We start from the raw sequence: 14203 nt of genomic DNA on the forward strand, positions 1-14203 counted from the left end.
GGCGCTGGAGCGCATGCGCGGGCAGGGCCTGCCGCCTGACGCCGCGCTGCTGCGCGCGGTGCGTGCGGCTTCGCCCCATGCCGGCCCCTGGCCCAGGCTCTCGATCTGGCACGGTTCCCACGACGCCACGGTCGTGCCGGCCAATGGCGAGGCCGTGCTGGCGCAGTGGCGGCAGCTCCACGGGCTGGCCGAAAGCCCGTCCGACACCCTGTCGATCGGGCCTCACCGGCGCCGTGTCTGGCGCGATGGCGCCGGAGCGGAGCGGATCGAGGCCTTCACGGTGGCCGGCCTCGGGCATGGCACGCCGATCGATGGCGGCGACGGGATCGGCGTGCCGGGGCCGCACATGCTGCGGGCCGGCATCTCCTCGACCCGGCACATCGCGGCCTTCTGGCAGATCGCCGACGCCGTCGCTGCCGTTGCTGCGCCGCCAGGCGCGGATGCGTCATCTGCCGCGATCCGGCCGCCTCGGACGGCTCGACCCCTGGTGCCTCAGCCCGCGGCCTCCGGGCCGGGCCAGGTCATCGCTGATGCGCTGCGGGCAGCGGGGCTGATGCGATAGGATGCGCGGGAACGATCCGCGCCGTCCCCGGTTTTTCTGACTGAAGCCGAGCGGAGGCCGTGGCCATGACGATCGAGACCAGCGAGGATTACGATGCCGCCCTCGCCCGGCTGGCCGCGCTGGGCGATGATCCGGCCGAAGGGCCGCAGCAGGACGAGTTTCTCGCCATCAGCGCCGCGATGGTCGCCTATGAGACGCGCAACCACCCCGCGCTCAGCCAGGGAGGCCAGGATGATCCTTGAACGCAAGGCGATCGTGCGCTGCGCGGACGATTACGAGCGGGCGCTGGAGCGAGTCGCCGAACTCGGCCATCCGGCGCCGGGCTCCGAAGACGAGGCCGAACTCATCGGCCTCATCGAGGCGATCGAGAAATGGGAGGCCCGGCACGAGGACGATTCGGAGGGCTGGGGGTGATCGTCCCGTTCGATCGTCGTGATGGTGTGTCTGGCCGGCATTGAAATTTTTGGTCGAAGGTCCAATGGCCTGCCACTTCCCACCGAAGCGCCAGGGCTTGCTGCGCCGGGTGCGCGAACGGGTGGGGCGGACAAGTGAAGCCGGAGGTTCGCGCTACAGTTTGGGTCGCATTCGCCCGGGCTGGACCAGAGCACGTCGCCGCGCGCGTCGGACGTGCCGTCTCATGGTCATCGCGCGATCGAGGCGGCACAGGCATCCGCAGACAATCCCTGGGTAACATTCTCCCGCGCCGCGCATTGCGTGGAGCATGTCAATTTTGTGCCGCTCCCAGCCGGAAAACCTACGCAGCGAGGCGCGCTGGGTCTACTTTCAACGTGACCACGACACCATCGTGCGCCCAGTCGTATTTGATCGTGCCACGCAGGTGACCGGTGACACTGCGCTCGACAAGCTTGCTCCCATAGCCGGCGGCGCCCGTCGGCGCCTGGACCTTGGGCCCTCCCGTCTCGGTCCAAACGACCGTGACGGCCTCGTCCTGCGACGAGCATGACACGTCGAGTGTACCTGTATCGACGGACAATGCGCCGTACTTCAGCGAATTTGTCGCAAGTTCATGCACGATCAACGCCAGGATCGTCGTTGTCGATTCGCCGACCCTCATGCGGGGGACCGAGACCCGAATCCGCCCGCTGAACGCTCCCAGATCGTCGTAGGGAGCAAGCAGCACGGTCAGCAGGTCGCCGAGCAGCGCCGAGGCTGCTTCGGTTTGGCCGGGAACTGGCCGGACGAGATCGTGAGCGCGACCCAGGGCGGTCAGCCGCAGGGTCAGTTCGCGGGCCATGTCGCTCGTCGTCGTCGTCGAGCGCGATGTGATGGCGGTCAGGCCAGAGGCTATGGCCAGGAGGTTCTTGACCCGGTGGCTCATTTCGCCGGCAAGAAGCTCGCGGCCTTCCTCGGCCTGCTTGCGTCCGGTGACATCGATGAAAATGCCGAACATGATCCGCTTGACCATGCCTGCATCGTCGCCTTGCCCTCGCGCCGAAATCCATTTGAGCTCGTCGCCGATCATGATGCGGAAATCGATCTCATAGGCGCCGACGATTGCTCGCGTCGCTGTGAAGGCTGCTCTGACCCGATCGCGATCGGCCGGGTGGATATGGGCCGACAAATCTTCAAAGCTCACGTCTGTGCCGCGTGGGATTCCCCACAAGTCATAAGCAGGGTCGTCCATTGCCAACGCATCGGTATCGACGTTCCACGACCAGAGCGTAACCCCGGCCGCTTCAATGGCGCGCACGAGATTCTTGGGCTCCCAGAGAAGTGGCTTCAATGCTTCCGCCGTGGTGGTCATCAACATTCCAAATCTGTCGTCTGCCTGCGCCGTAGCGTGGACTGTCGCATGCCATGGGACCAACGCAAAACCGACGCCAGCTCTTTTCAGCAGGTCGGATGACTGCACGATGAACCGGTGCATACCGGTGCAAACGCGCCAACTGCCGATGAATTACGGAGACAGGGAGCGGCAAAGCCGGCTGCAGCGCAGGGCGACCGCTTGCTACCCGATCCCGGCCAGCGCGCGGAGCACCTGCTGTTCCGTATAGGGTTTGGGGATGAACACGGTCTCCGTGGGCATCTGCGACGCGGGTGGCGTGATCCGCCCCGACGCCATGATCAGAACAACAGGGGGCCAGCGCTCTCGAACCGCGTGAACCAGCTTCAAACCGTCCATCGATCCTGGCATTTCGATGTCGGTGAAAACCGCCCTGATGTCCGAGCGAGCTTCGAGCCAGGCGATGGCCTGATCTGCACCGTCGGCCTCGATCACCTCATATCCCGCGTCTTCGATCATAGCGACCGCATTCATGCGGATCAGAGGTTCATCTTCGACGACGAGGACGACAATTTTGGACAAAACAGCTCCGGGGTGCATGACGGCAACTGCCCAGCAGCCATTTGGTTGCGCGGGATCCTGTTGTGGCCCCGCAATGCGCTGAGCAGGCTACAGAAATGACGATCTGATCATGAGTTCAGATGCGAGCCGGTTTCTTGCGTGCCTTTTTGGGGGGAGCTGCGAGCGCGACCATTCGATCGGAGGCTTCTTTCGCCAGACGCAACTGCCTGAGTTTCGCGGTATTCGCATCGCGGAGCTCGGCGACGCTGTCTGACTCCGCCGTGATCCGATTGCGGGCGAGTGCCTGGGTTTGGGTTTTGAGAAAATTGTTGTCGGCATCCACGCGCTGCTTCGAATGCTCAGCCATGCCCGTCATCCTTCTGTTGATCGCTATTCGTGGAGGCATAAAAAAAGGCCAAGCGATGCTTGGCCTTTTCTCGAATGACGCGTGCCGAAAATGCCAGTACATCCGTGGTCATCTTCGACGAAACCGTCAGATCATGCGGCCTGAAGCTGTTCGGCGGCCATTTTGCCAGACCGGTTGTCGCGCGCAACTTCGAAGCCGAGCTTCTGGCCTTCCTGCAGATCGCGCATTCCAGCGCGCTCGACGGCGGAGATGTGAACGAACACATCCTGGCTGCCATCATCAGGCTGGATGAAGCCAAAACCCTTGGTGGAATTGAACCATTTCACTGTGCCGGTGGTCATGAGAAACCCTCCTTTTTGGCAAGACCCGTCGCTCGCCACGCGACTGCGCAACGAGTTCAGAACGATTTCGAAAGGGGGAGTTTATCTAAGTCGCGCAAAGCGCGAAAATAAAACCGACCGTCCAAGCAAATATCGACGAGAGATAGACTAGCCTCTATGGCGGATCATGTCAATGATTAACTGGTTCCTGATTTCAGGATTGTCGCCAATCCAACGAGAAATAAAGACGGCAGCGCATCATTTTCCTTCTCGTCCTGTAGATCATTGGCCTCTCAAATGGACAAAGGCCTGCGCAAAATCGTTCCAGCCGGGAGTTGACCGCCCGCGTCAGGTCGAGAAGCTCATCTGCCGTTTCAAGTGCTTGGATTTGCCGAAAGCGGATGTCCAACCGCGCAATCCCATGCCCCTCAAGCTGGGACGCATGTGGCTGACAAAGCGATGGTGCCCCTGGCCGGAATCGAACCAGCACTCCTTGCGGAACTCGATTTTGAGTCGAGCGCGTCTACCAATTCCGCCACAGGGGCCCCTTGCGGGCGGGCCGGACTATAGCGATCGACTGCGACGGGTCAATCAGGGCGCTGGCGTGGGGAGCAAAGCGGCGCCGCGCCTGAAATGTGATCGGCGACAGGGCTGCCGTCGTGCCGCTCCTGCTGTATTTCGGCCGCAAGCGGGCCGCAGGGTGGGCTCGCCTGCTTCGTGCTCCGACCGCGCCCGCCGAGCCTGCCGATGACCCTCTCCGCCTCTGCCGCGCAACGCTCCGGACCGACGCCGCGGCGTGTGATCGCGCTCGTCGGTCTCGCCTGTCTCGCCCTGATCGCCGGCGCGTGGTTCTTCGAGATCGTGGTGGGGCTGAGGCCGTGCAAGCTCTGCCTCGAGCAGCGCCTGCCGCACTATGCCGTGATCGGCCTCGCCGCTGCCGGGCTGGTGCTGGCGCGTTCGCCGCGGCTGCAAGGGCTCGTCCTGCTCGGGCTCGCGGCGCTGATGGCCTGGAGCGCCGGGCTCGGCGTCTATCATGCCGGCGTCGAATGGGGCTGGTTCGCCGGCCCGAACGATTGCGGCGGAGCGGCTGCACCGGCGGCGGCGGGCGTGCAGGACTTCATGAAGCAGCTCCAGACCACGCGGGTGATCGCCTGCACGGAAGCGGCGTGGCGCTGGCTGGGGTTGTCGCTCGCGGGCTGGAACGCGCTGGCCTCGCTCGGCCTGCTGGCGCTGGCTGTGCTCGGCCTGAGGGGCAGGGCGCGCGTCTGAGCGGGGGCGCGTGTGACGCTCCCACGGAAGCAACGCCGCCAGCGCGCGGGCCTTGCGGCTCGACAAGGAGCCGCATTTTCATGATCTCGGCCGGGCTGGCCGCCTGGGCTGGGGCTTGACCAAAGGAGAGATGGTCTCGCGCTCGCATACAAAGGTGCCGCTGCCGGCGATGCGAGTGACGGCGCCGCCGTTTCGAGGACCGCGAGCGCATCGCCGAGCGGCGCTCCAAGTTGCTTCGATGAAGGCGGCTCGGTGGGCAGCTTGCCATTGGCGCGAGAGGCGCGAGACCGGATCGCGTGGGTGATGAAGTCCCGGCCTTCGGGCCAGGGCGCGTCGTCGTGTTTTCGGGCCTGTCTGATTTGCCTCCGGATCCCGCCAGATCTGTGATTGGTCGACCAATGCGGCGCGCAATGACCCGTGATTTGGCCCACATTCTCGCCCTCAAGATCGGTCGCTGCAGAATTTGCAAGACCCAGACGAATTGGTTGACAGCTCGCAAACCAATTGTCAGGCTGCCCTGATCATCAGACATCAGATCTGTTTCAGGAAACGGCCAATGATCGATAGGAAGCGCCGTCCGCATCGAGCGGGCGACAGCGCGCGGCCGACCGCCGCGCCGAACGGGGCAAGGCTGTGAGCCAGGCCGCCCTGGGACAACTCAGCATTCCCGGCGGCGCAGCAGGCTACGCGACGGCCCGCCCCCAATCGCGCCTTTCGCGGCTGTTCACGCTCGAAAGCCTGGTCATGGGCGGGGCGATCTTCGCCCTGTTCGTGCTGGTGATTTTGCCGCTCGCCTTCCTTTTCATCGGCAGCGTCTGGAGCGACGGCGCCTTTACCCTCGAATTTTTTCGCGAGGCACTTTCCGGCCGGCTCTACCTGCAGGCCCTGCTCAATTCGCTGATGCTGGGTGCCTGGACGGGGTTGTTCAGCCTGCTGCTCGGACTGCCGCTCGCCTGGGCCGTGGCGCGCACCAACGTGCCGGGTAAGGGGCTGATCACGCTGACCGCCAATCTGTCCTATCTGTCCCCGCCGTTCCTGACCGCGATCGCCTTCGTCAACCTGTTCGGCACCAATGCCGGGCTGATCAACGTCTTCTTCCGCGACGTGGTCGGGCTGCCCTGGCTTGGCTTCAACATCTTCTCGATGCCTGGCCTCGTGCTGGTCACGGTGCTTCACACATTCCCTTACGTTTTTCTGCTGGCATCGAGCGCGCTGCAATCGGTCGACGCCTCCTATGAGGAGGCGGCGCAGATCCTGGGCGCGAGCAAATGGCGGACCGTCCTGTCGATCACCACGCCGCTGGTGATGCCGGCGATCCTGTCGGGGGTGCTGCTCGCCTTCGTGAATGCGATCGCGCTGTTCGGCTCGCAGGCGATCATCGGCCTGCCCGGCCGTATCGTCACCCTGCCGACGCGGATCTACTCGCTGTTTGACTATCCGGCCCAGTACGGTCTGGCTTCGGCCCTGTCGCTGCTGTTCGTCGTCATCACCATTGCGGCGCTCTATCTCCAGCGCTCCTATCTCGCCAAGCGCTCCTTCGTGACGCTTGGCGGCAAGGGCGCGCGTCCGCAGCTGATGGATCTCGGCTGGGCGAAATGGCCGCTCTTCGGCTTCTGCGTGCTGGTCTTCTTCGTCTCGATTGTGCTGCCCTATGCGACGCTGATCGCCGTGTCGCTGTCCAAGTCCTGGGGGCTGAACTTCTGGCAGGGGCTGACGCTGCAGCACTACAAGTTCGTGCTGTTCGAATACGACGTGACGCAGCGGGCCATCCTGAATTCGCTCGGGCTGGCGACGGTTGCGGCGACGGTGGCGGTGTTTCTCGGCGCGATCATCGGCTGGATCGATATCCGCACCCAGATTCCCGGCCGCAAGTTCCTCGATTATGCGGCGCTCGTGCCGCTCGGCTTGCCCGGCATCGTCATGGCGGTGGCACTGATCCAGTTCTGGCTGTCGATGCCGATCGCGCTCTACGGCACCCTGGCGATCCTGCTCTTGGCCTATGTCGGCCGCTACATCCCGCTCGGCGTGCGCGCCGCCAACACCTCGCTGCGCCAGATCGACCCGACGCTGGAAGAGAGCGCCCGCATCCTCGGCGCGAGCTGGGTCCACACGCTCAAGGAGATCACCCTGCCGCTGATGCGCCCTGGGCTTTTCGCCGGCTGGCTGCTCGTCTTCGTACCGGTCATCCAGGAGCTTTCGGCCTCGATCCTGCTGTTCTCGTCGAGTTCGATGACGCTCGCGGTCGCGATCTACAACCTCTACGAGACCGGCTACACCGAGCCGGTCGCCGCACTCGCCATGACCAACATGGCCATCATCGCGGTCGCGATCGCGATTGCCCGCAAGATCGGCGGCGGCGGCATCGGCAAGGATCCCGACAAAGCACCCGCTGCCAAAATCTCGACCGCACCTGGAGGAACCGCCTGATGGCCGGCATCACCATTTCATCGCTGTCGAAAAGCTATGGCGGGCGTCATCTCCAGATGCCGGCGCTGCAGGATCTCAACCTCGCGATCCAGGACAACCAGTTCATCACGCTGCTGGGGCCCTCCGGCTGCGGCAAGACGACGACGCTGCGGCTCATCGCGGGTTACGTCACGCCCGACACGGGCTCGATCCATGTCGGCGACCGTCTGGTGTCCTCACCGGCCGGCGTGGTCTCGCCCGAGGCGCGCGGGATGGGCATGGTTTTCCAGAACTATGCGGTCTGGCCGCACAAGACCGTCTACGAAAACATCGCCTTCGGTCTGAAGCTGCGCAAGCTCTCCTCGGCGCAGGTCCGCGAGAAGGTCGAGCAGGCGCTCGTCCTGGTCAATCTCAAGGGGCTCGAGGCGCGCTTTCCCAACGAATTGTCTGGCGGCCAGCAGCAGCGCGTCGCCTTGGCCCGCTCGCTCGTGGTCGAGCCCGACATTCTGCTGCTCGACGAGCCGCTGTCCAATCTCGACGCCAAGCTGCGCGAGAAGATGCGCAGCGAACTCAAGCAGTTGCAGCGGCGCACCGGCATCACCTTCATCTATGTCACGCATGACCAGTCCGAGGCGCTGGCGCTGTCGGACCAGATCGCGGTGATGCATGCCGGGCGACTGCAGCAGTTCGGCTCGCCTTTCGAGGTCTACAACAAGCCGGCCAACCGCATCGTCGCCGATTTCATGGGGCTGGTGAATCTCGTTCCCGGACGCGTCCGCGCCATCAGCGGCGAGAGCGCCGAGATCGAAGCGGATGGTGGGCTCGTGCTCATTGCGCCGCGCCAGACCGGAATCGAGGCCGGCGCGGCCATCGAGATCGCGATCCGGCCGGAGAACATCCGGCTGACCGCCGAAACGGGAACTGTCAACGGCACGGTGACCGAGCAGACCTTCCTCGGCAACATCTGCGAGTATCTCGTCGCCCTGCCGGAGGCACGGATGCTGCGCGTCCAGACTCATCCGCTCCAGCAATTCCCCGTCGGCCAAAGCGTCGGCATCGTCATCGATCCGAGCCAGTGCAGCCTGTTCCCGCGCGAACCCGCGGCGGGCGCCATCGCATCGGCCGCCTGAACCTCTCTTGCGACCCGGAGACCGACATGAACCAGCACATCACACCGCAGGCGCCGATCAAGGCCGAGGAGCACTGGACCAAGAAGGGCGCGGATGTCGATCTCTTCCTGTTCGAGAAATATGTCGGCACACCCTCCGACGAGAAGGGCACGATCCTCTTCGTCCACGGTTCGTCGATGGCCTCGCAGCCGACCTTCGATCTGCAGGTGCCCGGCCGGCCCGATTCCTCCGTGATGGAGTGGTTCGCCAAACAGGGCTACGACTGCTGGTGCGTCGACATGGAGGGTTATGGCCGCTCGACCAAGACCCGCGACATTACCAGCAACATCGCTGACGGCGCCGATGATCTCAAGGCGGCCTCCGACTACATCATGGGCTTACGCGGCAACGGCCCCTTCTTCGTGTACGGGATCTCGTCGGGCGCGCTGCGCGCAGCAGCCTTCGCCGAGCGCCACCCGAAGCGGGTGCGGCGGCTGGCGCTCGACGCCTTCGTCTGGACCGGCGAGGGCGCGCCCACGCTGGAGGAACGCAAGAAGAAGCTGCCGCAGTTCCAGGCGATGAAGCGCCGGCCGATCGACCGCGCCTTCGTGCACTCGATCTTCAACCGCGACCACCCCGGCACGGCCGACCATGCGACCGTGGAGGCCTTTGCCGATGCGATTCTGGCGCTCGACGATTCGATGCCGACGGGCACCTATGTCGACATGTGTTCGCGCCTGCCGCTGACCGACCCGGCCAAGCTCACCATGCCGACGCTGATCATGCGCGGCGAGTATGACGGCATCGCCGCTTTTGACGATCTGGCGAATTTCTTCGCAGCGCTGCCTAATCCCGACAAGCAATTCACCGTGATGAGGGGCATCTCGCATGCCTCGTTCCAGCAGAAGAACTACATGATGTGCTACCATATTCTGCGCAGTTTCTTCGAGCAGCCGGAGCCGATCTATACGGGCGCATGACGTCGAAGATCAAAGCGCGGCGAGCCGGGAGCCAACCCGGCCGCCGCCGATGGCCGGGCTTCGCCGGCTCCATGAAGCGTCGATCCAGGGAGGATTGAGATGAACAGGCCGATACTGGCGAAAGCCGCTTTCACCGCCGCGATCATGCTCGCGCTGACGGGCCTCGTCCGGGCGCAGGACAAGGCCGACATCGAGGCCGCGAAGAAGGAAGGCAAGGTCGTCTGGTACACCTCGACCCCGGTCGAGACCGGCCAGAAGATCGCCAAGATGTTCGAGGCGAAGTACGGCGTGAAGGTCGAGATGTTCCGCTCCGGCGGCTCGGCCATCCTGCGGCGTTTCCTGCAGGAGAACCAGGCCAGGCGCATCAACGCCGACGTCCTGACGACCTCGGACCCGGCCGCCGCGGCCGAACTCGGCGAGCAGGGCATGTTCGTGCCGTTCAAGCCGGTGAATTTCGACAAGATCCCGGAGGGTGCCAAGGCCGCCGACGGCAGCTTCATCGCGCAGCGCCTCAACATCATCACGATCTATGTCCGCAGCGACAAGATCAGCGGCGCCGACGTGCCGCGCACCTGGGATGCCTTGCTCGATCCGAAATACAAGGGCAAGCAGGTGATGACCGACCCGTCCTTCACCTCGCTGCAATTGTCCGTGATCGGCATGAACGCCAAGCAGAAGGGCTGGGGCTATTACGAGAAGCTGCGCCAGAACGACATCATGATCGTCCAGAGCAACCAGCAGGTCTCGGACATGATCAAGCGCGGCGAACGCGTCATCGCGGCGGGGGCTCTCGATTCCTACGCGGCCGAAGACCGCAAGGACGGCCACCCGATCGAGACGATCTATCCCAGCGACGGCACCTATGTGATCCCGTCGCCGACCTCGGTGGTAAAGGGTTCGCCCAACCCCAACGCCGGCAAGCTGCTGGCCGAGTTCATGATCTCCGATGAGGTGCAGAAGCTCTTCCCCGAGGAAGGCTCCTATTCCGCCCGCAGCGACATCGCCCCGCCGGCGGGCAGCCCGGACGTCAAGGACATCAAGCTGATCAGCATCGACTACGACTACCTGCGCAAATCAGGGCCCGGCGTGAAGAAGAAGTTCAACGAGATCTTCCAGTGAGCAGTTGGGTCCGCCCAAATCGCCAGTAAAACCGCATCCGTCATCGCGGACGTAGCGAAGCGGAGATCCGGATCCATTGTAGGACACAGTGCGGTCTATGGTGGATTCCGGATCGGCGCCGCTTCGCGGCTTGTCCGGAATGATGGTGCGGCTCCCGATCATCCTCGCGAAGGACCATCCCCATGCAGACCCGCCAGCTTGGATCGCTCGAGGTTTCCGCCATCGGGCTCGGCTGCATGAGCATGACGCCGATCTACGGCGAGCCTGACCCGGCCGAGGCCGTGGCGACCATCCACCGGGCCGTCGAGCGCGGCGTGACGATGATCGACACGTCGGATGCCTACAACTTCGGCGCGAACGAGGAGCTGGTCGGCCGGGCCATCGGCGGCATTCGCGACAGGATCGTGCTGGCGACCAAGTTCGGGAACATCCGCCGGCCCGACGGCACCGCCGACGTAAACGGCAAGCCCGATTATGTGCCGCAGGCCTGTGATGCCAGTCTCCGGCGACTCGGCGTCGAAACCATCGATCTCTATTACGTCCACCGCATCGATCCGACCGTTCCGATCGAGGACACCGTCGGCGCGATGGCGCGGCTGGTCGATGCCGGCAAGGTCCGCCATATCGGGCTTTCGGAAGCCTCGGAAACGACGCTGCGGCGGGCCCATGCGGTACATCCGGTCGCTGCCCTCCAAAGCGAATATTCGCTTTGGACCCGAGACCCCGAGGCTGGCCTGCTGGATGCCTGCGACGATCTGGGCATCGGCTTCGTCGCCTACAGCCCGCTTGGACGCGGTTTCCTGACTGCGACAATCGAAAGCCTCGATGAACTTGGCCCCCAGGACCGTCGTCGCGACATGCCGCGCTTTCAGGGCGAGAACCTGCAGCGCAATCTCATGCTGCTGTCAGCGCTGCGCGAGGCCGCGGCGCAGGCGAATTGTACGCCCGCCCAAGTCGCGCTCGCCTGGCTCCTAGCAACGCGGCCCTTCGTCGTGCCGCTGCCCGGCACGCGACAGCGGCGTTGGCTCGACCAGAATGCCCATGCCGTCGAGATCACGCTCGAGGCGCCGACGATCGCGGCGCTTGCGGCAGCCTTCAGGGGCGAGAATGTCGCCGGCACACGCTATCCACCGGCGCAGATGAAGCGGGTTTCGATCTGACTCCTACGAGTTCCAGGACAGTATCGCCTGCGTCCGGCTACATCCAAGTCCCGTGCCCTTCCAGCGCCGTCGGTCAGCTTTTGCTCGCGAGCGATGATCAGAATGGCGCTGTTGTGGGGTGCGAGACAGCGAGACCGGCGCGCCTCAAGGCTCCAGTTCGGAATCCCAGTAGAGGTAATCGAGCCAGCTCTCGTGCAGATAGTTCGGCGGGAAGAGCTTGCCGTTGCGGTGCAGGTCGTTGATCGTCGGCGCGTAGGCCTTCTGCATCGGGAACATGTCGACGGCGGCCGGCATCTTGTCGCCCTTGCGCAGATTGCAGGGCGAGCAGGCGGCGACGACGTTTTCCCAGGTGGTGAGCCCGCCCTTCGAGCGCGGGATGACATGGTCGAAGGTGAGTTCGTCGCGGGCGCTGCAATACTGGCAGGCGAAACGGTCGCGCAGGAAGACGTTGAAGCGCGTGAAGGCCGGCGTGCGCGAGGGCTTGATATAGGTCTTCAGCGAGACGACCGAGGGCAGCCGCATGTCGAAGCTCGGGCTGCGGACGACGGTGTCGTATTCGGAGACGATGTTCACGCGGTCCATGAAGACCGCCTTGATCGCGTCCTGCCAGCTCCAGAGGGAGAGCGGATAATAGCTCAGGGGCCGAAAATCGGCGTTGAGAACCAGCGCCGGACAACCATCCGGCGAGGCCATCGGATGCATCACATGCGCCGTCAAACCCGCCGCACCTCCGCTTTCACATGCGAGACGAATCCCGCACGGGCATCAATGTAAGCGCGGCACGACAGGAATGTGAAGGGGTGCGGCGTTACGCCCGCCGCCAATGACCGAGGCGCAAATCCCGCGACGCCAAGGAGGCCGTGATCCCGGACGAGCGGCGCAGCCGCGCCGATGCGGGAACGGTGCGGGAACGCCGTTCGGAGAGGCTCCGGAATGGATCCCGGGTCTACGCTTCGCTCCGCCCGGGATGACGGTGCGTTGTGATCAGGAGGAGGGTCTGCTCAGCGCGTCGGAACCGGCTTCTCGCCGCGATAGTCGTAGAAGCCGCGCTTGGTCTTGCGGCCGAGCCAGCCGGCCTCGACATATTTCACGAGAAGCGGGCAGGGGCGGTATTTGGAATCCGCCAGGCCGTCATGCAGCACCTGCATGACCGAGAGGCAGGTGTCGAGGCCGATGAAATCGGCGAGCTGCAGCGGGCCCATCGGGTGGTTGGCGCCGAGCTTCATCGCGGTGTCGATGGCGTCGACCGAGCCGACGCCCTCATAGAGCGTGTAGACGGCCTCATTGATCATCGGCAGCAGGATGCGGTTGACGATGAAGGCGGGGAAATCCTCGGAGACCGAGACCGTCTTGTGCAGCTTGCCGACGAACTCCTTGGCGAGCTCGAAGGTCTGGTCGTCGGTGGCGATGCCGCGGATCAGCTCGACGAGCTGCATCAGCGGCACGGGGTTCATGAAATGGATGCCGATGAAGCGCTCGGGCCGGTCGGTCGCGGCGGCCAGCCGCGTGATCGAGATCGAGGAGGTGTTGGAGGCCAGCATCGTCTCCGGCTTGATGTGCTGGCAGACGGCGGTGAAGATCTTGCGCTTGGTCTCCTCGCTCTCGGTCGCGGCCTCGATGACGAGGTCGCAATCGGCGAGGCCCTCGAGCCTCGGCGCGCCGGTGATCTTGGCCATGGCATCGCGGCGGATCTCGTCGCCGATGGCGCCCTTGGCGACTTGGCGGGCCATGTTGCCGTCGATCGTCGCCAGCGCCGCGTTGATGCGCTCCTCGGCGATGTCGTGCAGCCTCACCTCGAACCCCGCCACGGCCGCCACATGGGCGATGCCGTTGCCCATCTGGCCCGCGCCGATGATGCCGATCGTCCTGATCGCCTGAGCCGACATGGTCTGTTCCATCTCCGGTGTCACCGCCTCCGTGCCGGAAGCCGATGCGGGCCGCCGCGCGCGGTGGCCTCTTCATATATCAATCGTGGGCGCAGCGCAGCGTCCGATGGGCCGCGCGCCGCGCCCTGACGGTCGCTGCCCTTACTTGCCGATCTTGGCGAGTTCGGCGTCGAGTTCGGGCAGCAGCGTGAACAAATCTCCGACCAGGCCGTAATCGGCGATCTGGAAGATCGGCGCCTCCTCGTCCTTGTTGATCGCGACGATGACCTTGCTATCCTTCATGCCGGCGAGATGCTGGATCGCGCCGGAGATGCCGACCGCGATGTAGAGATCGGGCGCCACGACCTTGCCGGTCTGGCCGACCTGCCAGTCATTGGGCGCGTAGCCGGCATCGACCGCGGCGCGCGAGGCGCCCATGGCGGCGCCGAGCCGATCGGCGATCGGCTCGATGACCTTGCCGAAGGCCTCGGCCGAGCCGAGCGCACGGCCGCCGGAGATGATGATCTTGGCGGAGGCGAGTTCCGGACGGTCGGACTTGGCGACCTCCTCGCCCTTGAAGCTGGAGGAGCCGTCCTGGGCCGGGGCGGCGACGGTCTCGACCGGCGCGGTGGCAGAGCCGTCGGCAGCGGCGGCGAAGGAGGCGCCACGCACGGTGATGACCTTCTTGGCGTCGCTGGCCTGAACCGTCTGGATGGCGTTGCCGGCATAGATCGGCCGCTC

16 protein-coding genes and 1 tRNA gene are annotated in these 14203 nt (G+C 64.7%); 9 read left to right on the top strand and 8 right to left on the bottom strand.

The annotated features are described in order from the left end of the window. From Q8M82_RS22125 to Q8M82_RS22135, 3 genes are all read left to right on the top strand, one after another. Positions 1-562 (top strand): alpha/beta hydrolase family protein (locus Q8M82_RS22125; protein ID WP_465248088.1); only part of this gene is annotated, 562 nt, incomplete at its 5' end. A 65-nt stretch (positions 563-627) separates the two neighbouring features. Next, positions 628-804: a hypothetical protein gene (locus Q8M82_RS22130; RefSeq protein WP_305693453.1), complete on the top strand. Its 177-nt coding sequence runs from the start codon at positions 628-630 to the stop codon at positions 802-804. Beyond that, complete coding sequence (locus Q8M82_RS22135) at positions 794-976, top strand: hypothetical protein (RefSeq protein WP_305693454.1); 183 nt, start codon at positions 794-796, stop codon at positions 974-976. The genes Q8M82_RS22130 and Q8M82_RS22135 overlap by 11 nt, the downstream gene beginning before the upstream one ends. Positions 977-1316: 340 nt before the next feature. On the opposite strand, the gene Q8M82_RS22140 is transcribed toward Q8M82_RS22135, so the two are convergent. The 5 genes from Q8M82_RS22140 to Q8M82_RS22160 form a co-directional block, all read right to left on the bottom strand. Continuing rightward, positions 1317-2327, bottom strand: a complete 1011-nt coding sequence (locus Q8M82_RS22140; protein WP_305693466.1) for a sensor histidine kinase — start codon at positions 2325-2327, stop codon at positions 1317-1319. 204 nt (positions 2328-2531) lie between these two features. Then, positions 2532-2888, bottom strand: a complete 357-nt coding sequence (locus Q8M82_RS22145) for a response regulator (RefSeq protein ID WP_371126440.1) — start codon at positions 2886-2888, stop codon at positions 2532-2534. 115 nt (positions 2889-3003) lie between these two features. Further along, the gene (locus tag Q8M82_RS22150; RefSeq protein ID WP_305693456.1) at positions 3004-3234 is read right to left on the bottom strand and encodes a hypothetical protein; all 231 of its coding nucleotides are present in this window, start codon (positions 3232-3234) and stop codon (positions 3004-3006) included. 131 nt (positions 3235-3365) lie between these two features. Then, on the bottom strand, positions 3366-3575 hold the full coding sequence (locus Q8M82_RS22155; RefSeq protein WP_305693457.1) for a cold-shock protein: 210 nt from the start codon (positions 3573-3575) through the stop codon (positions 3366-3368). Positions 3576-4014: 439 nt separating this feature from the next. Next, positions 4015-4099: transfer RNA gene (locus Q8M82_RS22160), tRNA-Leu, on the bottom strand. A gap of 202 nt (positions 4100-4301) precedes the next feature. On the opposite strand from Q8M82_RS22160, the gene Q8M82_RS22165 reads away from it, so the two are divergent. The 6 genes from Q8M82_RS22165 (at position 4302) to Q8M82_RS22190 (ending at position 11597) form a co-directional block, all read left to right on the top strand. Further along, on the top strand, positions 4302-4823 hold the full coding sequence (locus Q8M82_RS22165; RefSeq protein ID WP_305693458.1) for a disulfide bond formation protein B: 522 nt from the start codon (positions 4302-4304) through the stop codon (positions 4821-4823). Between the two features lie 633 nt (positions 4824-5456). After that, complete coding sequence (locus Q8M82_RS22170) at positions 5457-7250, top strand: ABC transporter permease (protein ID WP_305693459.1); 1794 nt, start codon at positions 5457-5459, stop codon at positions 7248-7250. After that, positions 7250-8359: an ABC transporter ATP-binding protein gene (locus tag Q8M82_RS22175; protein ID WP_305693460.1), complete on the top strand. Its 1110-nt coding sequence runs from the start codon at positions 7250-7252 to the stop codon at positions 8357-8359. The genes Q8M82_RS22170 and Q8M82_RS22175 overlap by 1 nt, the downstream gene beginning before the upstream one ends. Before the next feature lie 26 nt (positions 8360-8385). After that, positions 8386-9318 carry an alpha/beta hydrolase gene (locus Q8M82_RS22180; RefSeq protein WP_305693461.1) on the top strand — a complete coding sequence of 311 codons (933 nt, stop codon included), beginning with the start codon at positions 8386-8388 and terminating at the stop codon, positions 9316-9318. A 99-nt stretch (positions 9319-9417) separates the two neighbouring features. Next, the gene (locus Q8M82_RS22185) at positions 9418-10437 is read left to right on the top strand and encodes an extracellular solute-binding protein (RefSeq protein WP_305693462.1); all 1020 of its coding nucleotides are present in this window, start codon (positions 9418-9420) and stop codon (positions 10435-10437) included. Positions 10438-10619: 182 nt separating this feature from the next. Then, on the top strand, positions 10620-11597 hold the full coding sequence (locus Q8M82_RS22190; protein WP_305693463.1) for an aldo/keto reductase: 978 nt from the start codon (positions 10620-10622) through the stop codon (positions 11595-11597). Between the two features lie 144 nt (positions 11598-11741). Here Q8M82_RS22190 and Q8M82_RS22195 read toward each other — a convergent pair whose 3' ends face one another. From Q8M82_RS22195 to Q8M82_RS22205, 3 genes are all read right to left on the bottom strand, one after another. Beyond that, positions 11742-12299, bottom strand: coding sequence for an HNH endonuclease (locus tag Q8M82_RS22195; RefSeq protein ID WP_305693467.1), 558 nt, complete (start codon positions 12297-12299; stop codon positions 11742-11744). A 299-nt stretch (positions 12300-12598) separates the two neighbouring features. After that, positions 12599-13495: a 3-hydroxybutyryl-CoA dehydrogenase gene (locus tag Q8M82_RS22200; RefSeq protein WP_305693464.1), complete on the bottom strand. Its 897-nt coding sequence runs from the start codon at positions 13493-13495 to the stop codon at positions 12599-12601. Between the two features lie 129 nt (positions 13496-13624). After that, a partial coding sequence (locus Q8M82_RS22205) for an electron transfer flavoprotein subunit alpha/FixB family protein (protein WP_305693465.1) occupies positions 13625-14203 on the bottom strand: 579 nt, incomplete at its 5' end.

Source organism: Allobosea sp. (genome assembly GCF_030694325.1).
Taxonomy (GTDB): domain Bacteria; phylum Pseudomonadota; class Alphaproteobacteria; order Rhizobiales; family Beijerinckiaceae; genus Allobosea.

Coding starts and splice junctions, on each gene's coding strand:
- Q8M82_RS22150 (WP_305693456.1), bottom strand. CDS start 3,234: ATGGCTGAGCATTCGAAGCAGCGCGTGGATGCCGACAACAATTTTCTC.
- Q8M82_RS22175 (WP_305693460.1), top strand. CDS start 7,250: ATGGCCGGCATCACCATTTCATCGCTGTCGAAAAGCTATGGCGGGCGT.
- Q8M82_RS22190 (WP_305693463.1), top strand. CDS start 10,620: ATGCAGACCCGCCAGCTTGGATCGCTCGAGGTTTCCGCCATCGGGCTC.
- Q8M82_RS22180 (WP_305693461.1), top strand. CDS start 8,386: ATGAACCAGCACATCACACCGCAGGCGCCGATCAAGGCCGAGGAGCAC.
- Q8M82_RS22165 (WP_305693458.1), top strand. CDS start 4,302: ATGACCCTCTCCGCCTCTGCCGCGCAACGCTCCGGACCGACGCCGCGG.
- Q8M82_RS22185 (WP_305693462.1), top strand. CDS start 9,418: ATGAACAGGCCGATACTGGCGAAAGCCGCTTTCACCGCCGCGATCATG.
- Q8M82_RS22195 (WP_305693467.1), bottom strand. CDS start 12,299: ATGCATCCGATGGCCTCGCCGGATGGTTGTCCGGCGCTGGTTCTCAAC.
- Q8M82_RS22130 (WP_305693453.1), top strand. CDS start 628: ATGACGATCGAGACCAGCGAGGATTACGATGCCGCCCTCGCCCGGCTG.
- Q8M82_RS22140 (WP_305693466.1), bottom strand. CDS start 2,327: ATGACCACCACGGCGGAAGCATTGAAGCCACTTCTCTGGGAGCCCAAG.
- Q8M82_RS22155 (WP_305693457.1), bottom strand. CDS start 3,575: ATGACCACCGGCACAGTGAAATGGTTCAATTCCACCAAGGGTTTTGGC.
- Q8M82_RS22200 (WP_305693464.1), bottom strand. CDS start 13,495: ATGGAACAGACCATGTCGGCTCAGGCGATCAGGACGATCGGCATCATC.
- Q8M82_RS22135 (WP_305693454.1), top strand. CDS start 794: ATGATCCTTGAACGCAAGGCGATCGTGCGCTGCGCGGACGATTACGAG.